This is a genomic window from Bacillus sp. KH172YL63 (assembly GCF_011398925.1).
Classification (GTDB): domain Bacteria; phylum Bacillota; class Bacilli; order Bacillales; family Bacillaceae_B; genus Rossellomorea.
Genome location: NZ_AP022842.1, coordinates 162028 through 181463, shown reverse-complemented (window position 1 = coordinate 181463; position 19436 = coordinate 162028). Strand labels below are relative to the sequence as shown.

17 protein-coding genes, 9 tRNA genes and 3 rRNA genes are annotated in these 19436 nt (G+C 46.9%); 3 read left to right on the top strand and 26 right to left on the bottom strand.

Annotation, left to right across the window (positions count from 1 at the left end):
- Nucleotides 1–15: 15 nt before the first annotated feature.
- Together KH172YL63_RS01030 and sigW are read right to left on the bottom strand one after the other, a co-directional pair.
- Entirely contained in the window at nt 16–648 is a 633-nt protein-coding gene (locus KH172YL63_RS01030; RefSeq protein ID WP_173104386.1) for an anti-sigma factor family protein, read from the bottom strand.
- Nucleotides 649–663: 15 nt separating this feature from the next.
- The gene (gene sigW, locus KH172YL63_RS01025; RefSeq protein ID WP_173104385.1) at nt 664–1227 is read right to left on the bottom strand and encodes an RNA polymerase sigma factor SigW; all 564 of its coding nucleotides are present in this window, start codon (nt 1225–1227) and stop codon (nt 664–666) included.
- A gap of 165 nt (nt 1228–1392) precedes the next feature.
- Between sigW and KH172YL63_RS01020 the strand changes: the two genes are divergently transcribed.
- Nucleotides 1393–1554 carry an aspartyl-phosphate phosphatase Spo0E family protein gene (locus tag KH172YL63_RS01020; RefSeq protein WP_173104384.1) on the top strand — a complete coding sequence of 54 codons (162 nt, stop codon included), beginning with the start codon at nt 1393–1395 and terminating at the stop codon, nt 1552–1554.
- 60 nt (nt 1555–1614) lie between these two features.
- Here the strand turns inward: KH172YL63_RS01020 and rocF are convergent, their stop codons facing one another.
- The 14 genes from rocF to KH172YL63_RS00950 all read right to left on the bottom strand — a co-directional run bounded on the left by rocF (nt 1615) and on the right by KH172YL63_RS00950 (nt 9702).
- Nucleotides 1615–2517, bottom strand: coding sequence for an arginase (gene rocF / locus KH172YL63_RS01015; protein ID WP_173104383.1), 903 nt, complete (start codon nt 2515–2517; stop codon nt 1615–1617).
- A gap of 733 nt (nt 2518–3250) precedes the next feature.
- Nucleotides 3251–3326 (bottom strand) — tRNA-Ala (locus KH172YL63_RS01010).
- Nucleotides 3327–3382: 56 nt separating this feature from the next.
- A tRNA-Lys gene (locus KH172YL63_RS01005) sits at nt 3383–3455 on the bottom strand.
- Between the two features lie 5 nt (nt 3456–3460).
- A tRNA-Gln gene (locus KH172YL63_RS01000) sits at nt 3461–3535 on the bottom strand.
- 68 nt (nt 3536–3603) lie between these two features.
- A tRNA-Tyr gene (locus KH172YL63_RS00995) sits at nt 3604–3687 on the bottom strand.
- Nucleotides 3688–3698: 11 nt separating this feature from the next.
- A tRNA-Thr gene (locus KH172YL63_RS00990) sits at nt 3699–3774 on the bottom strand.
- Nucleotides 3775–3805: 31 nt separating this feature from the next.
- Nucleotides 3806–3881 (bottom strand) — tRNA-Val (locus KH172YL63_RS00985).
- Nucleotides 3882–3908: 27 nt separating this feature from the next.
- Nucleotides 3909–3983: transfer RNA gene (locus tag KH172YL63_RS00980), tRNA-Glu, on the bottom strand.
- A gap of 19 nt (nt 3984–4002) precedes the next feature.
- Nucleotides 4003–4075: transfer RNA gene (locus KH172YL63_RS00975), tRNA-Thr, on the bottom strand.
- A 2-nt stretch (nt 4076–4077) separates the two neighbouring features.
- Nucleotides 4078–4152 (bottom strand) — tRNA-Asn (locus KH172YL63_RS00970).
- Nucleotides 4153–4160: 8 nt separating this feature from the next.
- Nucleotides 4161–4277 (bottom strand): 5S ribosomal RNA (gene rrf / locus KH172YL63_RS00965).
- A gap of 150 nt (nt 4278–4427) precedes the next feature.
- Nucleotides 4428–7363, bottom strand: a 23S ribosomal RNA gene (locus tag KH172YL63_RS00960).
- 193 nt (nt 7364–7556) lie between these two features.
- Nucleotides 7557–9103: ribosomal RNA gene (locus KH172YL63_RS00955) — 16S ribosomal RNA — on the bottom strand.
- Together the 16S, 23S and 5S rRNA genes with 9 tRNA genes alongside form the textbook arrangement of a ribosomal RNA operon.
- A gap of 368 nt (nt 9104–9471) precedes the next feature.
- On the bottom strand, nt 9472–9702 hold the full coding sequence (locus KH172YL63_RS00950) for a hypothetical protein (RefSeq protein WP_173104382.1): 231 nt from the start codon (nt 9700–9702) through the stop codon (nt 9472–9474).
- 140 nt (nt 9703–9842) lie between these two features.
- On the opposite strand from KH172YL63_RS00950, the gene pdaB reads away from it, so the two are divergent.
- On the top strand, nt 9843–10592 hold the full coding sequence (pdaB, locus tag KH172YL63_RS00945) for a polysaccharide deacetylase family sporulation protein PdaB (protein WP_173104381.1): 750 nt from the start codon (nt 9843–9845) through the stop codon (nt 10590–10592).
- A 40-nt stretch (nt 10593–10632) separates the two neighbouring features.
- Here pdaB and KH172YL63_RS00940 read toward each other — a convergent pair whose 3' ends face one another.
- Nucleotides 10633–11268 (bottom strand): KinB-signaling pathway activation protein, encoded by a 636-nt coding sequence (locus tag KH172YL63_RS00940; protein WP_173104380.1) that lies wholly within the window; start codon nt 11266–11268, stop codon nt 10633–10635.
- Between the two features lie 145 nt (nt 11269–11413).
- Between KH172YL63_RS00940 and gerD the strand changes: the two genes are divergently transcribed.
- Nucleotides 11414–12049 carry a spore germination lipoprotein GerD gene (gene gerD / locus KH172YL63_RS00935; protein WP_173104379.1) on the top strand — a complete coding sequence of 212 codons (636 nt, stop codon included), beginning with the start codon at nt 11414–11416 and terminating at the stop codon, nt 12047–12049.
- 54 nt (nt 12050–12103) lie between these two features.
- Here the strand turns inward: gerD and KH172YL63_RS00930 are convergent, their stop codons facing one another.
- From KH172YL63_RS00930 to KH172YL63_RS00890, 9 genes are all read right to left on the bottom strand, one after another.
- Nucleotides 12104–13153 (bottom strand): Mrp/NBP35 family ATP-binding protein, encoded by a 1050-nt coding sequence (locus KH172YL63_RS00930; protein ID WP_173104378.1) that lies wholly within the window; start codon nt 13151–13153, stop codon nt 12104–12106.
- 301 nt (nt 13154–13454) lie between these two features.
- The gene (gene cwlD, locus KH172YL63_RS00925; protein ID WP_173104377.1) at nt 13455–14177 is read right to left on the bottom strand and encodes an N-acetylmuramoyl-L-alanine amidase CwlD; all 723 of its coding nucleotides are present in this window, start codon (nt 14175–14177) and stop codon (nt 13455–13457) included.
- 93 nt (nt 14178–14270) lie between these two features.
- Nucleotides 14271–14717 (bottom strand): DUF2521 family protein, encoded by a 447-nt coding sequence (locus tag KH172YL63_RS00920; RefSeq protein WP_173104376.1) that lies wholly within the window; start codon nt 14715–14717, stop codon nt 14271–14273.
- A 237-nt stretch (nt 14718–14954) separates the two neighbouring features.
- A complete protein-coding gene (gene rpsI, locus KH172YL63_RS00915; protein ID WP_173104375.1) occupies nt 14955–15347 on the bottom strand; it encodes a 30S ribosomal protein S9 in 393 nt (130 codons plus the stop codon).
- A gap of 22 nt (nt 15348–15369) precedes the next feature.
- Nucleotides 15370–15807 (bottom strand): 50S ribosomal protein L13, encoded by a 438-nt coding sequence (gene rplM / locus KH172YL63_RS00910; protein ID WP_034765935.1) that lies wholly within the window; start codon nt 15805–15807, stop codon nt 15370–15372.
- 362 nt (nt 15808–16169) lie between these two features.
- Nucleotides 16170–16922, bottom strand: a complete 753-nt coding sequence (gene truA / locus KH172YL63_RS00905) for a tRNA pseudouridine(38-40) synthase TruA (protein ID WP_173104374.1) — start codon at nt 16920–16922, stop codon at nt 16170–16172.
- Nucleotides 16923–16936: 14 nt separating this feature from the next.
- Nucleotides 16937–17734 (bottom strand): energy-coupling factor transporter transmembrane component T family protein, encoded by a 798-nt coding sequence (locus tag KH172YL63_RS00900; RefSeq protein ID WP_173104373.1) that lies wholly within the window; start codon nt 17732–17734, stop codon nt 16937–16939.
- Nucleotides 17731–18600, bottom strand: coding sequence for an energy-coupling factor ABC transporter ATP-binding protein (locus tag KH172YL63_RS00895; RefSeq protein ID WP_173104372.1), 870 nt, complete (start codon nt 18598–18600; stop codon nt 17731–17733). Before KH172YL63_RS00895 ends, KH172YL63_RS00900 begins: the two co-directional genes overlap by 4 nt.
- The gene (locus tag KH172YL63_RS00890) at nt 18576–19412 is read right to left on the bottom strand and encodes an energy-coupling factor ABC transporter ATP-binding protein (protein WP_232066084.1); all 837 of its coding nucleotides are present in this window, start codon (nt 19410–19412) and stop codon (nt 18576–18578) included. Before KH172YL63_RS00890 ends, KH172YL63_RS00895 begins: the two co-directional genes overlap by 25 nt.
- Nucleotides 19413–19436: the final 24 nt, after the last annotated feature.

The window sequence follows — 19436 nt, the reverse complement described above, 5'->3', positions numbered from 1 at the left end:
CCCCCTTATTTTATCTTACTTTTCTTCAAGTTGCGAATTTCCCCAATCCAACGTATCTTTAGCCCCTTTTTTAATCTGGTACCAAAGCCACTCGAACGCTTCGTCGATTTCATGGATCTCGCCTGTCACACTCCCGGCTGAAGCCAAATACTGCTTTCCGTTGATGACTGTGACATTCCCGGTCACTTTTCCTTCTATTTTCACATCGCCGTTACGTACCATGAGGTCCCCATTTACGACTTCCCCTTCAGGGACGACCACCGTATGATCCTCCACGACTAATTTCGCATTTTTCGTAAAGGAGAAATCCTGATCATCATTCCATGAAGTAAGGAAACTTCCGGTCATGAAGAACAGGAATAAGGCGGCTGCAGTGAGCAGCGGGTGATGGCGGAACCATCTTTGCACCCCGACCTTTTTCTTCTCTTTCGGCAATCTGGACATGACTTTATCGGTGAAATCTGCAGGCGCACTGATATGGGATGTGCTCTGCACGAACGCAATCGCTTTTTTCAACTCATGGAAGTGATGCTGGCATTCGCTGCATTCCTGCAAATGATGCTTCAACATTTCTTCTTTCTCTCTATTTAAATCTCCATCTAAATAATCGTGCATATACTCGATGATTTCTTCAGGACAAGGTTTCATATTCACTCACCCTCTCTACAGTGATCGTAATTGTTTTCTGAGAGCTTCACGCCCTCTATGTACCCGTGTTTTGACCGTGCCAAGGGGCAGGTCCAATATCTCGCTTATCTCTTGAAGAGGCAGCTCCTCGATGTATTTTAAAACGATGACCGATCGATATTTCTCCGGCAGCTTCGAAATTTCCATCTGAATCGTTTCCTGCAGCTCCATATTCTCTACTTCATCTTCAGGGAGCTGTACATCCGCAGCGACCTGCGAGTACATCGTCAAACCTTCCGTACCTGCGACTTCTGCATCCAGGAAATAGTCCGGCTTCTTCTTCCGTATCCTGTCGATGCAAAGATTCGTCGCAATCCGAAACAGCCACGTAGAAAACTTTCTCTTCTGATTAAAGGTTTCAATATTCACAAACGCCCTGATGAATGCTTCCTGGGCAATGTCTTCCGCCTCATGACGGTTCCCTAGCATCCTGTAGCAGATTTGGAACACTTTATCCTTATAAAGTTCAACTAATTCTGCAAAGGCGTTCTGATCACCTTTCAACACTTGCTTGATCCGCTTTTTCACTAATGCTTCCATTTCACAACCTCCGCTCTATGCGGCTATATTTATATACGCAATACCCTATTAAAAGGTTTCATTTTTTTTATAATATAATCCTAACAAATTTTTGCGGATGTGTGTTTACATTTATTAGAAAAGGGGTATAAAGGGACTAATATTTCTTTTGCGGGAGGGGTCAAAATGAGTGGAAGGTTAAATGATTTATTATTTCAGATTGAAGACTGTCGTCGCCAAATGGTCGAACTCGCCCTCAAATCATCATTTGCCGATGAACAAGTCGTTGATTTGAGTACTCGTCTTGACGACCTATTAAACCAATACCAAGTGGTCAAACATCATTGATCGGACAAGCATTAAGGCTGGAAACCCAGAATGGTTCCCAGCCTTTTTTGTTTATCCGTTTTATAAAAGTTTCTCTCCGAATAATGACCCCATCAAGGCAACGGCCACTGTCGCCGTCTTATTCTTCTCATCAAGGATCGGATTGACCTCCACGAACTCTGCCGATGTGATCATTCCCGACTCCTCGAGCATCTCCATCGCAAGATGACTCTCACGGTAGCTGATGCCTCCAAGTACTGGTGTACCGACACCAGGAGCGTCACTTGGATCCAGGCCGTCCAGATCCAGTGATAAATGAACCCCGTCTGTCCGGCCCTTCAAGTAATCAATCGATTCCTCCATCACCTTTGTCATGCCAAGACGGTCAATCTCATGCATCGTATATACCTTGATGCCCTTTTCCTTGATCAACTCCCTTTCACCTTCATCCAGCGAGCGTGCGCCTATGATGACGATGTTCTCAGGCTTGATCTTAGGTGACTGCTGCCCGATCCCCGTCAAAGCTTCATGACCGATGCCAAGACTGACCGCAAGCGGCATCCCGTGGATGTTTCCAGAAGGAGATGTATCCCCTGTATTCAAATCACCGTGGGCATCGTACCAGATGACCCCGAGGTTCTCATAATGTGGTGAAACGCCTGCAAGCGTCCCGATTGCGATACTGTGATCCCCGCCAAAGATCAGTGGGAACTCCCCGCTTCCAATAACATCATCCACCTTGCCTGCAAGCGTCTCACTCGCTTCAGCAACCGCTTTCAAATTACGCAGGTTTGTATCCGGGTTATTATGTACTCGTTCAGCCTGACCGATTTCGATATCTCCAAGGTCACGGATCTCATAACCAAGGTTCTCCAGACGCTCGACAATCCCGGCATAACGGATCGCACTCGGCCCCATGTCGACACCTCTTCGCATTTGCCCCAAATCCATCGGCACACCGATAATTGAAATATTTTTCTTCATCAAAAATTCCCCCTATTCTAAATATATCTACCTCTATTGTATCCATATATGGCTCGATGACTCAACTGGACAAGATTGTGTATATATATGCGGGAGTGGGGGTTACATAAACTGATGCTTTTTTAAAAGGGATTGGGTTGGCGGTGGCGGTTTTGAAAGGCTGTTTTCGTAAACATTGTGGCTTTTAAAAAAGTCAGATGCGGTTGATTTCCGCTCCAGATGCTCGCTTTCCGCGGGGTTGGCGATGAGCATCTTCCGCTCCAATCAACCATCGAGGATAAAAACCGGAAATTCAATGAATTAACTGCTTATTCATTTTTTGAAGAGTAGTGATTAACGTCAATGAAGCACATTGCCCTTGATTCATTGCTATGGGAATTTTTTCATTCCATAGTCTCAAATTCCCGAAGATGCTCACATGTTCGTCTAATAATAGCAACAATCTATGCGAACAGAGCCTTTTGAAAATATATCTGTATTTTTGAAAATAAGTCCCTCGTTTTGAAAATAAATCCGGATTTTTGAAAAGAAGTTCCTCGTTTTTGAAAATATACTCTGATTCTAAGAGAGAAGCCTCTCCCTTTTGAAAACAAACACCTACAAATCAATAACAATCAGCACTCATCTCCACCAGCGAGCACAAAAACTGCAGATAACTCCCCCGTTTAAACCTATATAAACAAAAAAACCTCAAATCTCCTGAGAGATTCAAGGCTTAATCATGTCGTATGTATGGTGGAGCCTAGCGGGATCGAACCGCTGACCTCCTGCGTGCAAAGCAGGCGCTCTCCCAGCTGAGCTAAGGCCCCATAAATATCAATGTATAGAGAAATTCCCACACCAAACGATGTGAGAAATTCTGTGATGAGCCATGAAGGATTCGAACCTTCGACCCTCTGATTAAAAGTCAGATGCTCTACCAACTGAGCTAATGGCTCGTAAATGGCTGGGCTAGCTGGATTCGAACCAACGCATGTCGCAGTCAAAGTGCGATGCCTTACCGCTTGGCTATAGCCCAATATTGACTTGAATGGCATAAAAAAGGGACATTTATAGGATGTCCATTTTACACATGAATATACAAAATGGTGGAGGGGGGCAGATTCGAACTGCCGAACCCGAAGGAGCGGATTTACAGTCCGCCGCGTTTAGCCACTTCGCTACCCCTCCAGCTAAAAAAATGGTGCCGGCAAGAGGACTTGAACCCCCAACCTACTGATTACAAGTCAGTTGCTCTACCAGTTGAGCTACACCGGCATATATGGTTATCAAACATTATAAGTAAAGATGGTGGAGGATGACGGGATCGAACCGCCGACCCTCTGCTTGTAAGGCAGATGCTCTCCCAGCTGAGCTAATCCTCCGGTATGTAATTCGTTTAGAAAAGAAAATGGTGACCCATACGGGATTCGAACCCGTGTTACCGCCGTGAAAGGGCGGTGTCTTAACCGCTTGACCAATGGGCCTTACTATAAAAAGAATAAAAGCTTCCAACCGGGCTCGAACCGGTGACCTCTTCCTTACCATGGAAGCACTCTACCTGCTGAGCTATGGAAGCAATGGCTCCGCAGGCAAGATTCGAACTTGCGACCGATCGGTTAACAGCCGATAGCTCTACCACTGAGCTACTGCGGAATGATATTGCCTGGCGACGTCCTACTCTCACAGGGGGAGATCCCCCAACTACCATCGGCGCTGAAGAGCTTAACTTCCGTGTTCGGCATGGGAACGGGTGTGACCTCTTCGCCATAGTCACCAGACTAATTGCTTACAATGACAAATATTATTATATAATATTTTGTGAAATTTTCAAGGGCTAAATTTAAAAATTTATTCCCTGAAAACTAGATAAAGGATTGATGTCAAGAAAGCCGAATATCAGCCGATTGTTCATATAAATATGACTCTTTGTGGTTAAGTCCTCGATCGATTAGTATCAGTCAACTCCACATGTCGCCATGCTTCCATCTCTGACCTATCTACCTAGTCATCTTCTAGGGATCTTACTCACTTACGTGATGGGAAATCTCATCTCGAGGGGGCTTCATGCTTAGATGCTTTCAGCACTTATCCCTTCCGCACATAGCTACCCAGCGATGCCTTTGGCAAGACAACTGGTACACCAGCGGTGCGTCCATCCCGGTCCTCTCGTACTAAGGACAGCTCCTCTCAAATTTCCTGCGCCCACGACGGATAGGGACCGAACTGTCTCACGACGTTCTGAACCCAGCTCGCGTACCGCTTTAATGGGCGAACAGCCCAACCCTTGGGACCGACTACAGCCCCAGGATGCGATGAGCCGACATCGAGGTGCCAAACCTCCCCGTCGATGTGGACTCTTGGGGGAGATAAGCCTGTTATCCCCGGGGTAGCTTTTATCCGTTGAGCGATGGCCCTTCCATGCGGAACCACCGGATCACTAAGCCCGACTTTCGTCCCTGCTCGACTTGTAGGTCTCGCAGTCAAGCTCCCTTGTGCCTTTACACTCTGCGAATGATTTCCAACCATTCTGAGGGGAACCTTTGGGCGCCTCCGTTACTCTTTAGGAGGCGACCGCCCCAGTCAAACTGCCCACCTGACACTGTCTCCCACCCCGATAAGGGGCGCGGGTTAGAATTTCAATACAGCCAGGGTAGTATCCCACCGATGCCTCCACCGAAGCTGGCGCTCCGGTTTCCAAGGCTCCTACCTATCCTGTACAAGCTGTACCAAAATTCAATATCAGGCTACAGTAAAGCTCCACGGGGTCTTTCCGTCCTGTCGCGGGTAACCTGCATCTTCACAGGTACTATAATTTCACCGAGTCTCTCGTTGAGACAGTGCCCAGATCGTTACGCCTTTCGTGCGGGTCGGAACTTACCCGACAAGGAATTTCGCTACCTTAGGACCGTTATAGTTACGGCCGCCGTTTACTGGGGCTTCGATTCGCACCTTCGCTTGCGCTAAGCACTCCTCTTAACCTTCCAGCACCGGGCAGGCGTCAGCCCCTATACTTCGCCTTACGGCTTCGCAGAGACCTGTGTTTTTGCTAAACAGTCGCCTGGGCCTATTCACTGCGGCTCTCTCGGGCTTGCACCCTACCAGAGCACCCCTTCTCCCGAAGTTACGGGGTCATTTTGCCGAGTTCCTTAACGAGAGTTCTCTCGCTCACCTTAGGATTCTCTCCTCGCCTACCTGTGTCGGTTTGCGGTACAGGCACCTTTTTCCCTCGCTAGAGGCTTTTCTTGGCAGTGTGGAATCAGGAACTTCGCTACTATAATTCGCTCGCTATCACAGCTCAGCCTTCACGATGACGGGATTTGCCTCATCATCAGCCTAACTGCTTAGACGCACATATCCAGCAGTGCGCTTACCCTATCCTCCTGCGTCCCCCATTGCTCAAACGGAAAGAGGTGGTACAGGAATATCAACCTGTTGTCCATCGTCTACGCCTATCGGCCTCGACTTAGGTCCTGACTAACCCTGAGCGGACGAGCCTTCCTCAGGAAACCTTAGGCATTCGGTGGATGGGATTCTCACCCATCTTTCGCTACTCATACCGGCATTCTCACTTCTAAGCACTCCACCAGTCCTTACGGTCTAGCTTCGCAGTCCTTAGAACGCTCTCCTACCACTGACACCTAAAGGTGTCAATCCACAGCTTCGGTGATACGTTTAGCCCCGGTACATTTTCGGCGCAGAGTCACTCGACCAGTGAGCTATTACGCACTCTTTAAATGGTGGCTGCTTCTAAGCCAACATCCTGGTTGTCTAAGCAACTCCACATCCTTTTCCACTTAACGTATACTTTGGGACCTTAGCTGGTGGTCTGGGCTGTTTCCCTTTCGACTACGGATCTTATCACTCGCAGTCTGACTCCCATGGATAAGTCTTTGGCATTCGGAGTTTGTCTGAATTCGGTAACCCGATGAGGGCCCCTAGTCCAAACAGTGCTCTACCTCCAAGACTCTTACACATGAGGCTAGCCCTAAAGCTATTTCGGAGAGAACCAGCTATCTCCAAGTTCGATTGGAATTTCTCCGCTACCCACACCTCATCCCCGCACTTTTCAACGTGCGTGGGTTCGGACCTCCATTCAGTGTTACCTGAACTTCATCCTGGACATGGGTAGATCACCTGGTTTCGGGTCTACGACCACATACTAAAATTCGCCCTATTCAGACTCGCTTTCGCTGCGGCTCCGTCTTATCAACTTAACCTTGCATGGGATCGTAACTCGCCGGTTCATTCTACAAAAGGCACGCCATCACCCGTTAACGGGCTCTGACTACTTGTAGGCACACGGTTTCAGGTTCTATTTCACTCCCCCTTCCGGGGTGCTTTTCACCTTTCCCTCACGGTACTGGTTCACTATCGGTCACTAGGTAGTATTTAGCCTTGGGAGATGGTCCTCCCAGATTCCGACGGAATTTCACGTGTTCCGCCGTACTCAGGATCCACTCAAGAGAGAATGAAGTTTCAACTACAGGGTTGTTACCTTCTTTGACGAGCCTTTCCAGACTTCTTCGTCTACTTCATTCCTTTGTAACTCCGTATAGAGTGTCCTACAACCCCAAGAGGCAAGCCTCTTGGTTTGGGCTACATCCCGTTTCGCTCGCCGCTACTCAGGGAATCGCAATTGCTTTCTCTTCCTCCAGGTACTTAGATGTTTCAGTTCCCTGGGTCTGCCTTCCATACTCTATGTATTCAAGTATGGATATTGTTCCATTACGAACAATGGGTTCCCCATTCGGAAATCTCTGGATCAAAGCTCACTTACAGCTCCCCAAAGCATATCGGTGTTAGTCCCGTCCTTCGTCGGCTCCTAGTGCCAAGGCATCCACCGTGCGCCCTTCATAACTTAACCGAATTGGTTGTTACATAAGGTTTAAAACCTAAAATGGCGATACTCGGTAATTTTCTTGACTATCAATTTATCTTTATCTAGTTTTCAAAGAACAAATTTCTGTCTCAGAAGAGACAAAAAGTTTTGATGATAATTAAACCATCAAAACTGAACAAAACTTCGACTGTCAAACGTTTTAGTAAATCTTCCTTAGAAAGGAGGTGATCCAGCCGCACCTTCCGATACGGCTACCTTGTTACGACTTCACCCCAATCATCTGTCCCACCTTAGGCGGCTGGCTCCAAAGGTTACCTCACCGACTTCGGGTGTTACAAACTCTCGTGGTGTGACGGGCGGTGTGTACAAGGCCCGGGAACGTATTCACCGCGGCATGCTGATCCGCGATTACTAGCGATTCCAGCTTCATGCAGGCGAGTTGCAGCCTGCAATCCGAACTGAGAACGGTTTTATGGGATTGGCTAAACCTCGCGGTCTTGCAGCCCTTTGTACCGTCCATTGTAGCACGTGTGTAGCCCAGGTCATAAGGGGCATGATGATTTGACGTCATCCCCACCTTCCTCCGGTTTGTCACCGGCAGTCATCCTAGAGTGCCCAACTGAATGCTGGCAACTAAGATCAAGGGTTGCGCTCGTTGCGGGACTTAACCCAACATCTCACGACACGAGCTGACGACAACCATGCACCACCTGTCACTCTGTCCCCGAAGGGGAAAGCCCTATCTCTAGGGTTGTCAGAGGATGTCAAGACCTGGTAAGGTTCTTCGCGTTGCTTCGAATTAAACCACATGCTCCACCGCTTGTGCGGGCCCCGTCAATTCCTTTGAGTTTCAGTCTTGCGACCGTACTCCCCAGGCGGAGTGCTTAATGCGTTAGCTGCAGCACTAAGGGGCGGAAACCCCTAACACTTAGCACTCATCGTTTACGGCGTGGACTACCAGGGTATCTAATCCTGTTTGCTCCCCACGCTTTCGCGCCTCAGTGTCAGTTACAGACCAGAAAGTCGCCTTCGCCACTGGTGTTCCTCCAAATATCTACGCATTTCACCGCTACACTTGGAATTCCACTTTCCTCTTCTGCACTCAAGTTCCCCAGTTTCCAATGACCCTCCACGGTTGAGCCGTGGGCTTTCACATCAGACTTAAGGAACCACCTGCGCGCGCTTTACGCCCAATAATTCCGGACAACGCTTGCCACCTACGTATTACCGCGGCTGCTGGCACGTAGTTAGCCGTGGCTTTCTGGTTAGGTACCGTCAAGGTGCCGCCCTATTCGAACGGCACTTGTTCTTCCCTAACAACAGAGCTTTACGATCCGAAAACCTTCATCACTCACGCGGCGTTGCTCCGTCAGACTTTCGTCCATTGCGGAAGATTCCCTACTGCTGCCTCCCGTAGGAGTCTGGGCCGTGTCTCAGTCCCAGTGTGGCCGATCACCCTCTCAGGTCGGCTACGCATCGTCGCCTTGGTGAGCCGTTACCTCACCAACTAGCTAATGCGCCGCGGGTCCATCTGTAAGTGGTAGCTAAAGCCACCTTTCAACATTCCCTCATGCGAGGGAATGAATTATCCAGTATTAGCCCCGGTTTCCCGGAGTTATCCCGATCTTACAGGCAGGTTACCCACGTGTTACTCACCCGTCCGCCGCTGATATCAGGGAGCAAGCTCCCATCAATCCGCTCGACTTGCATGTATTAGGCACGCCGCCAGCGTTCGTCCTGAGCCAGGATCAAACTCTCCGATAAAAGTTTGAATAGCTCTTTAAAAATAAATCTAGAATTAACGTTGACGTATTGTCTTGTTTTGTTCAGTTTTCAAGGTTCAATGTTTGTCCTCTTCCCGAAGAAGCGACTTTATTAATTTAACACATCCGCTGATGTGTTGTCAACTGGTTTTAAAAATTATTTATTGGTGTTTCTTCTAAATAATTCAATGTGTTTCAGCGACGTTTACTACTATAACAAGATTTCAAAACTCGGTCAATACATTTTGTAAAGTTTTTTTCATAAATGTTTCATTTACTACAACGGCTCTTTATTTAAGCGCTCCCGCCGCCTGCAGAACCGCCCAAATTAAAAGCTCCCGCCTTTGTCCAAGCAGAAGCTGTTGTGAATCAGTATGTTTCTTTTTTATTTGCAGCCGTCTTCATATATTTCAAACATTCCTTCTGGCTTGCAAACCGCTTAAAAAGGGAAAACAGAATTTTGTATCGTTCATCCATTGCTCTTTTAACGATATGATCAATGCGAGAATCTTTCAGATCAAACAGTATTTCATCCATTTCTCTTTTCAGCAAATACTCTATTTCTTGCTTCTCTCTGTCATTTATCATTAACCCCAGCAAGTATGTCACCCCTTAATGTTTGTATTTGTAGTTTTTTCCATTAAACGGATTTTATAATCATTTTTTTATGAGTTAGATATTTTTTCCGAGGACATGCATATTCATAGTAGAGATAGACGGTTGAACGGAGGGATTGGATCGTGAATACGTTTTATACGGTAAGGGCAAGTAAATTGAAGCAGATTAGTTTGATCATCGTGATTTCTTTCTTCACTGCATTACTTGTTTACAGCAGCAACCTTTCGACCCTTTCTGTTTTCAGCACTAAGGATGGCCCAAAGGCGATTTATAAAGGGGAAAAAGGGGTCGCTGTGACCTTTAATATCGGCTGGGGAGATGAAAAAGCCAAGCCGATCCTGGAAGAGTTAAAAAAGCTGGACGTCGGATCCGCTACGTTTTTCCTGTCCGGTGCATGGGCAGAGAGGCATCCTGACCTTGTCGAACAGATCGTGAAGCAAGGGTATGAAATCGGAAATCTCGGCTATGCCTATTCCGACTATACAGAAATGGAACCGGCAAAGATCAAACAGGATATCCTGAAGGCCGATACGGTTTTTAAAAAGTTAAATGTGAAAGACGTGAAGTTATTGCGGGTGCCTACCGGACATTTTGACAAAGAAACGTTGAAGGTTGCAGATTCACTCGGCTTGTCGGTCGTCCATTGGAGCGTGGATTCAAAAGACTGGACCAATCCAGGCAGAGAAGAAATCCTGAACAATATTCAAAAGGCGAAAAAAGGGGACATCATCCTCCTGCACGCTTCTGACTCTGCGAAGCAGACAAAAGATGCATTGCCAGCCATCATCAAAGAACTGAAAGGCAAAGGTTCCTTCATTACAGTGTCAGACATGATTTCAAACGGAGACGCCAAGTCATCGCTCATACAGTAAGAAAGCCCGCTGATTTAAAAATCAGCGGGCTTTCTTCTTATCAGCTTTTGATTGATTGCTTCTGTTGTCTTTCCATTTGCGACTTCTCTATGTACTTAGGAAGACGCAGCAGCTGGAATGCGTTACAGGCGAGTAAGGCAAGCAGCATAAGGTAAAGCCACTTCACTGAATTCACAAGCAGGACAGGCAGCCATTCAAGCGTGGTCACGACAATCATAAAAAACAGCGCTGACACAAAAGTATTGGTCTGTGACTGTGATTGACGGTTCTTCATGTAAGCCACACCCAGCCCGACCACGAGAATGCCAATGCCAAGGAGAATATATGGCGTATATGATGCGCCGTCCGTTGCGAACGCCCTGAATCTGAAATAAATCAAATCAAACAGGACAAGGCCGATCAATATGAGCTGCACAGGGTTCCATAGGCTCTTGAACATGCCCATACCAAATTGATGGATGGTCAAGTAAGCGAAATAGCCCATCTGACTGATGACACTGAATGTGAATCCGACGAAGATGAACCATAATAAACTTGATAAAATGCCGATCACGTTACCGTCTTGAAAATAGGGTCCGAACTGATCCCACCGGATGAGGAGAGATGCCACACCGGTTACAGCTCCACCGACCACTAACGTATGAATGAATAAACGAAGCCAATTGCGGATGGTCACTACGATTTTCCTCCAAATATAAAGATATGCACTCCCTTGATTGTACCAACGCCTGTTTAAAAAATCCAGCAGATATCTCAGTGCATATTTTTTTCATTCTTCCTCATATTAAAGGTAAGGGAATTTGTATGGAAGGAGCCTACCCATGAAAAAATATTCCTTGCTTTTACTACTGACGATCCTCCTCCTTTCCGCTTGCGGAGGCGGCGGGGATACAGGCAGTGGCAAAATGGATTATGAAGAAACCAAGAAAATGGTTGTAGATATATTGAAGACCGATGACGGCAAGAAGGCCATCCAGGAAGTGATGTCTGATGACAAAATGAAATCAGAACTGATCATGGACCAGACTGTCGTGACCGAAACCATCTCCAAAACCTTGACGTCCAAAAAAGGGACTGAATTCTGGAAAAAGTCATTCGAAGATCCCAAGTTCGCAGAAGCAATGGCGAAAAGCATGAAGGATGGCAATGAAAAATTATTAAAAGACCTGATGAAAGACCCCGAGTATCAGGGAATGATGATGGACCTCCTCAAGGATCCGGAATTCACGAAAGAACTGACTGAAGCATTGAAAAGCCAGGAGTTCAGGGAACATCTGCAAAAAGTCGTCATCGAAACGTTCGAAAGCCCCTTATTCAAGGCGAAGCTTCAGGATGTGTTGATGAAGGCTGCCGGAGAAATGAAGGACGGCGGCAAAAGTAGTGAAGGCGGCGGTTCTTCCGATGGTGAGCAGGATAGTTCCAGTGATTCTGGAGGTTCCGGCAGCGGAGGACAGTAGGGCTCAATCGTAAAAAAGACAAATGCAGGCTGCATTTGTCTTTTTTGCCGTTTATTATGAAAGTTTCTCAATGACTTTATGGGCGATTTCCCCGTAAATCTGACCGAGTCGGTGATCCTCCCCGTATATGGAAGGAGCAAAGTCCTCTTCATTCCAATCCGGCTGTTGAAGGGGAAGCTTGCCAAGTAAATCGGTACGGAGCTCCTCAGTGAGCTTCTCGCCACCGCCTTGACCAAATACAAATTCCTTCTCGCCGGTCAGCTTGCTTTCGAAATAGGACATATTTTCGATTACCCCTAAAATCTCATGATCAGTCTGAAGGGCCATCGCGCCGGCACGAGCCGCTACGAAGGCAGCCGTCGGATGAGGCGTCGTTACGATGATTTCCTTACAATGCGGAAGCATCGTATGCACATCCAATGCCACGTCCCCCGTTCCTGGCGGCAGGTCTAATAATAGATAATCGAGATCGCCCCACTCTACTTCAGAGAAGAAGTTGTTCAGCATCTTCCCAAGCATCGGCCCTCTCCAGATGACAGGCGCATTGTCCTCTACAAAGAAGCCCATCGAGATGACCTTCACTCCAAATCGTTCTACCGGGATAATGCTTTCCCCACGGACGACCGGACGTTTAACGATTCCCATCATATCAGGCACACTGAATCCATATATGTCTGCATCCACAAGTCCAACCTTCTTGCCTTGACGTGCCAGGGAAACAGCCAGGTTCACAGATACCGTCGATTTCCCCACTCCGCCTTTTCCGCTCGCAATAGCAATAAAGGTCGTCTTACTTGCCGGAGATAATAAATCCGTGCCTTCCCCGCCTGCTCCTCTATGCTTCTCTAGCTCTTCTTCCGGAAGTTCAGTGAAACGGATCCCTACTGATTCCGCACCGTTATCTTTTAAAAGCTGTACAATTTGCTGCTGGAACTGCATCTGCTCTCCGGTACCTGTCTTGGCAATTGCCACCTTCACACTGATATGGCTCTTTTCTTCCTTGACCGAAACATCGACAACACCGTTTGTTTCTTCTAACGTTTTATGTAAAAAAGGATCCTTCAATCCAAATAAAAGCTCCCGTGCTTGTTGTTCTGTTACCATGAATATCCACCCTTTTCTATGTATTCGTTTTCAAATATCTGCCTACAGTATAACATATTCTCACTTGAATGAATGCTCAAAAGGTTTTGAATGCTTTTCGTGAATAATAATGGGTGCGCTTATACATTGGTGCTCATTAGCTGCCCGCAGGACTGACTGTCTTCTTACTTCAACTTCATCTGGCTTAACAAACTGAGCCAAGGCCTTACCCTTTATCCGAATGAAACAACACCGCTCTGACACCCCTTACTCCTTTTTCCCTATAATGAAGTTCCAAAACCCAAACAAAAAAGCTGAGAGGTCATTCCTCATCAGCTTTTTCTTCCGTATCCATCGTCATGTAATTCAGTACGCCCTGATAGATGGAAGCAGCGATCTTTTGCTGGTAGTCTTCTTTCAGAAGGTTTGCCCTTTCGCCTGGATTGGATAAGAAACCGATCTCCACGAGGGCACCTGATTTTTTCGCGTGTTTAAGGATATAGACATTTTGAAGACCTTTCGCTTCCCTTGTCGTGTTTTCCAGGTTCCGGATCAATTCGCTTTGAATGGCTTTGGCCAGTTCTTTGTTTTCTTCGTATTTAGGATTATAGAACGTTTGGGCACCGCTCCATCTTGCAGACGGGATGGAGTTTAAATGAATGCTCAAAAACAGATCCGCCTGTGATTCATTGATGAGCGTGAGCCTCTTCTTTAAATCCTCGACTTTCCGGCGGCTGTACCCCCGGGTCCCGTCATCTGCGAGATCTTCATCCTTTTCCCGGGTCAAGATGACGAGGGCACCCTGTTCCTGGAGGTAATCCCGTATCATCAGGGAAACGTTCAGCGCAATGTCCTTTTCAAGGGCAGCCTCATCTCCTGCACCCCCATCCGGTCCGCCATGCCCCGGATCGATATAGATGATCTTACCCGACAGCGGCAGATTCCATGAATGCCATGTATCCCTGTCCAGTATCTTATATTGAATAATGAATAATAAAACGGCCAGTGCAGAAATAATCCCGATCACCTTTAGTTTCTGACTCATTCCAGTCCTCCTGTTTACAGTTTCAACAGTGATGTGCCATCTCCGTTGTCCATACTAAAAAATATGGGACAAGAATGAGTTTTAGAACCTATTTTAGTGCAGGCGTAATTTAAGCCGCTTGATGCCCTTTTCATATCCTTCATTCCACCAGGTTTCCACAAAATGCTCACAGCAATAATAGAAGGACTCGTCCACTTCATTCGACACACCCATCTCGGACCAGTACAGCCAGAAATTATAGAGCGTATCGATGAAGTGCTTCATTTCATCGGCACACCGCTTCTTTACCGCTTCAAGGTTCTCTCCCGAGTGACCAAACTTGCTTACCTTGCCTCCCAGGAGATATGCTTCGATCGCCACATCGAAACACGCCTCGTCAAAGCCCTGCTGCATAAAGACACCGCCTTGCACTTTTATATATCCAAAATGCTTCCTCACACTCTCCTGAAGCATTTTAATGGAAATTTCCTTCAATAATGTTCTTTCCGTCTTAATTTGCTTTTCTCTTCTCTTTGTATTGAAAGTTGTAATAACGTTCAAACTTCATCCACCCCTTTGAACGTATTTTCCTACCCAACACACCACTTCATTCGCTCAACTGTTACCAATTTTTTGAGGGACGGACCTCCGAAATTGCCCTGATCGGAGAATCGATTCCAGTCACAGCAGCGTTTTTGTGAGGGGCGAGACGTGAAATCGGAGGTCCGTCCCTCACAGAAACGCACAACAAAAAAGCCCAGCCGAATGAATCGGCTGAGCTTTTGTTTGAAATAATAATTAACGCTTAGAGAATTGTGGCGCGCGACGTGCACCTTTAAGACCGTATTTTTTACGCTCTTTCATACGAGAGTCACGAGTTAATAATCCAGCGCGTTTCAGTGTACCGCGGTACTCAGGATCAGCTTCCAGTAAAGCACGAGCGATTCCGTGACGGATCGCACCAGCTTGACCAGCATAGCCTCCACCATTAACGTTTACTAAAACGTCATAGTTACCAAGAGTTTCAGTTGCAACTAGAGGTTGCTTAATTACTTCTCTTAGTGCTGCGAATGGGATATAAACTTCTACTTCACGATCATTGATAACAATGTTTCCGTTACCTGGTACTAAACGTACACGAGCTACTGAGCTCTTACGACGACCAGTTCCGTAATATTGAACTTGAGCCAAGATAATAACCTCCTCTTATTAATTATCCACGAAGTTCGTAAACTTCAGGTTGTTGTGCTTGATGTGGATGCTCTGCTCCAGCATAAACGTGTAATTTCTTGAACATTTGACGACCTAGAGAACCTTTTGGAAGCATACCTTTGATAGTAAGCTCTAACATTTTCTCTGAGTAGTTTGTACGCATTTCTAATGCTGTACGTTGTTTTAAACCACCTGGGTGATTAGTGTGACGGTAGTAGATCTTGTCCGTTAACTTTTTACCAGTTAGTTCAATTTTTGAAGCATTAAGAATGATCACATGATCACCAGTGTCAACATGTGGTGTGAATGTTGGTTTGTGTTTTCCGCGTAGAATTGAAGCAACTTCACTTGAAAGACGTCCAAGAGTTTTTCCTTCAGCATCTACAACGAACCATTTACGATCGATTTGGTTGGCTTTAGCCATATACGTTGTACGCATGATTTAACCTCCTATTTAATGAATCCGTAGTATTTATTTTCTAATCACAATAAGTTTCCGGGGCTTATCGTGGGGTTAATAACATACCATATGCTATCTTATCTTGTTCCCAGTCTATTGTCAAGAGAATGTTACACCAGGATTAGTTGTTTTAGTATTTTTTTTATAAACTTGTTTATGATCTTACATAAATAGATTAGTCTTACTGTCTGTTCGGGTTGATTTGCGCTCCGGGAGCTTGCTTTCCCCGTCCCGGCAGCGAGCGTCCTCAGGCTTCGCCAATCCCGGTGTCACCCCACCTTCCGCTTCAATCGGCAAAAGGTTTAGGGACCGGTTCCCTCCTCAGACATGCGAATCACCCTCTAATTCTCATCAGACCCATAATCCACCTTCCACAAATACAATCCGTGGGGCGGGGCCGTCTTGCCTGCCCGGTCACGATCCCTCGCTTCCAGGATGGGGGCCATATCATCCGCAGCTCTGTTACCAGAACCTACCTCCAGCAAAGTGCCGACAAGAATCCTCACCATGTTATAGAGAAATCCATTCCCGACAAAGGAGAAAATGATTTCTTCACCATGTTCCTGGATGTCGATGCGGTGGATCTTCCTTACCTTATCTTCCACCTCGGTCTTTGCAGAGCAAAAGCTCGTAAAGTCATGCTCACCGATCAACGAGGCGGCAGCCCTCTTCATATCCGTCACCGACAATGGCTGGGGATGATGAAGGGCGAAATGCCTGTTGAACGGGCTGCGCGACTGACCGGTGTATACACGGTACCGATATTCCTTCTGTACAACAGAGAATCTCGAATGAAAGTCAGTTGAAACGAAGGCCGCCTCTTTCACGGTCACTTCATCCGGCAGCCGGGTATTCAATACGACCGGCCATTTCTCTTCGGGGATGGACAGCGGTGTATCGAAATGAAACACCTGCCCGTTCGCATGGACACCTGAATCCGTCCGGCCAGATCCACTGATGCGAATCTGTTCTCCTTTATGGATGGTCGACAGGATCTCTTCTATGACCCCTTGTACGGTTCTCTCACGGGGTTGAACCTGATACCCATGAAAATGGGTCCCATCATATGCAATGGTACATTTCACTCTTTGCATGGCTTACACTCCCATTATCCTCTGAAGATGAGCAGAACGGCTGTCAGGAGGACAAGTACGATCATCGCACCCGTATCCTTCTTATGCCAGGACAGCAGCCTGTATTTCGTTCTTCCTTCTCCCCCTTGATACCCCCTTGCTTCCATGGCGGTCGCAAGGTCTTCTGCCCGCTTAAAGGCACTGACGAAGAGCGGGATCAATAAAGGGACAATCGCTTTGATCCGGTCTTTCACCGGGCCAGAAGAAAATTCAGCGCCCCTGGCGATCTGCGCTTTCATGATCTTGTCTGTTTCCTCCATCAGCGTAGGGATGAACCGAAGAGAAATCGACATCATTAGAGCAAGCTCATGAACAGGGAACTTGATCTTCCTCAATGGATTCAACAACGTCTCGAGTCCGTCTGTGATGGTGATCGGAGACGTTGTCAACGTCAGAAGTGACGTGACAAGGATAAGATAAAAGAATCTCAACGAAATGAAAATCCCCTGCCTCAAGCCTTCCTCATGAACCGATAACAATCCCAGGTCCAGTACAACCGGTCCTTCCTTCGTGAAGAACACGTGGAGGAAGAATGTAAACAGAATCAACCATAAAATCGGCTTCAGCCCACCGATGATGAATCGGATAGAAAGGTTGGATAGAATAAGTGCAAAAAACGTAAAAAGACCGAGCAATGCATAGGTCATCACATTGTTGGCAAGAAATACAACACATATAAAGCCAAAAATGAACAGAAGCTTTGCCCGTGGATCCATCATATGCAGGATGGATTTCGCCGGGACGTAACGACCGAAGATCATTTTCTCCATCATAGCGCTTCACCCCCATCCTTCATCTGACCGATGGCAGATGCCAATTCCTCCAAGGTCAAACAGGTGTTCGGAAGCTTCTTTCCTGTTCGCTGTTCAAACTGATATTGAAAACGGACGACATCCGGGACGTCGAGTCCCATTTCAAACAGTTCATCTGGATGGGAGAAGATCTCCTGGGGTATCCCTTTCCGTTTCAACTGTCCCTTCTGCATGATCGCAATCTCATCTGCATAATGAGCGGCATCTTCCATGCTGTGGGTGACAAGGATCGTGGTCAGTCCTTTTTCCTTATGAAGGTCATAGAACATGTCCATGATCTCTTGCTGTCCTCTCGGGTCCAGTCCTGCTGTCGGCTCATCGAGAACGATGACTTCAGGGTTCATTGCCAGCACGCCGGCAATCGCCACACGCCTCATCTGTCCTCCAGATAGATCAAAAGGGGATTTCTGCAATACATCCGTCGATAACCCAACCTTGACGATCAGCTCTTTCGCCCGGCTGATTGCTTCTTCCTCTGATACACCGAAATTCATCGGCCCATAGCAGATATCCTTCAGCACCGTTTCTTCAAATAGCTGATGCTCGGGGAACTGGAAAACGATCCCGACTTTCTGCCTGACAGGCTTTAAGCTCTTCGCTTTCTGCTTCGGCTTGATTTCGTAATCCCCTACCTTGACGACGCCTGCCGTCGGTTTCAGCAGTCCGTTTAAATGCTGAAGAAGCGTGGACTTTCCTGAACCTGTATGCCCGATCACCGCAAGGAACTGACCTGTCGGAATCGACAGATTGATATCCTGGATGGCAAGCTTCTCGAATGGAGTGTTGAATGAATATCTGTACTCTACTTGTTGAAATGTGATTTGCATAATTCACTCACCAACTCTTCTTCTGTGAAATAAGTTTTGGACAGGGGGATCCCCGCCTCTTTTAGTGCACCGGCAAGCTTGACGGTAAATGGGGAATCTAGCCCAAGCTTCTTCAACTCATCTTCGAGTAAGAAGATCTCCTCAGGTGTCCCTTCTTTAAAGACATTTCCTTGATTCAGCACGATCATCCTGTCGGCTTTCGTTGCCTCTTCCAGGTCATGGGTGATGGAAATCACGGTCAAGTCTTCTTCTTCTTTCAGCTTTCTGACCGTTTCAAGCACCTCTTTTTTTCCTTTGGGATCAAGCATCGATGTCGCTTCGTCCAATATGATGATCGAAGGCTGCAGGGCAATGACACCGGCAATCGCAACACGCTGCTTCTGACCACCCGATAAATGGTGCGGCTCTTGATCAAGAAAATCTTCCATATGGACACTTTTTAGGGCGTCGGTGACTCTTTGTACCATCGTTTCATAAGGTACTCCATGGTTTTCTAACCCAAAAGCCACATCATCTTCAACTGTAGCACCTACAAACTGATTATCGGGATTCTGAAAGACCATACCCAGCTTCTTGCGGATGTCCCATATCGTGTCTTCGGAAAGATGAAGCCCGTCCACCGTCACTTGACCCTTTTCCGGAAAATGAAGCCCATTCAACATTTTCGCCAATGTGGATTTACCAGATCCGTTATGACCGACAATCGCAAGCCATTCACCTTGACGGACCGTCAGGCTGATGCCTTTGAGTGCGTAATCAGTTTGGTCCTGATACCTGAAATGAACATCTTCCACTTTAATGATTTCATTCAATGTTGTTACCTCCTCTACGCTCAG

What these genes read in the sequence shown, in the direction of transcription:
- KH172YL63_RS01030 (WP_173104386.1), bottom strand. Translation starts at nt 648, where the DNA reads ATGAAACCTTGTCCTGAAGAAATCATCGAGTATATGCACGATTATTTA.
- sigW (WP_173104385.1), bottom strand. Translation starts at nt 1,227, where the DNA reads ATGGAAGCATTAGTGAAAAAGCGGATCAAGCAAGTGTTGAAAGGTGAT.
- KH172YL63_RS01020 (WP_173104384.1), top strand. Translation starts at nt 1,393, where the DNA reads ATGAGTGGAAGGTTAAATGATTTATTATTTCAGATTGAAGACTGTCGT.
- rocF (WP_173104383.1), bottom strand. Translation starts at nt 2,517, where the DNA reads ATGAAGAAAAATATTTCAATTATCGGTGTGCCGATGGATTTGGGGCAA.
- gerD (WP_173104379.1), top strand. Translation starts at nt 11,414, where the DNA reads ATGAAAAAATATTCCTTGCTTTTACTACTGACGATCCTCCTCCTTTCC.
- KH172YL63_RS00930 (WP_173104378.1), bottom strand. Translation starts at nt 13,153, where the DNA reads ATGGTAACAGAACAACAAGCACGGGAGCTTTTATTTGGATTGAAGGAT.
- cwlD (WP_173104377.1), bottom strand. Translation starts at nt 14,177, where the DNA reads ATGAGTCAGAAACTAAAGGTGATCGGGATTATTTCTGCACTGGCCGTT.
- rplM (WP_034765935.1), bottom strand. Translation starts at nt 15,807, where the DNA reads ATGCGTACAACGTATATGGCTAAAGCCAACCAAATCGATCGTAAATGG.
- truA (WP_173104374.1), bottom strand. Translation starts at nt 16,922, where the DNA reads ATGCAAAGAGTGAAATGTACCATTGCATATGATGGGACCCATTTTCAT.
- KH172YL63_RS00900 (WP_173104373.1), bottom strand. Translation starts at nt 17,734, where the DNA reads ATGATGGAGAAAATGATCTTCGGTCGTTACGTCCCGGCGAAATCCATC.
- KH172YL63_RS00895 (WP_173104372.1), bottom strand. Translation starts at nt 18,600, where the DNA reads ATGCAAATCACATTTCAACAAGTAGAGTACAGATATTCATTCAACACT.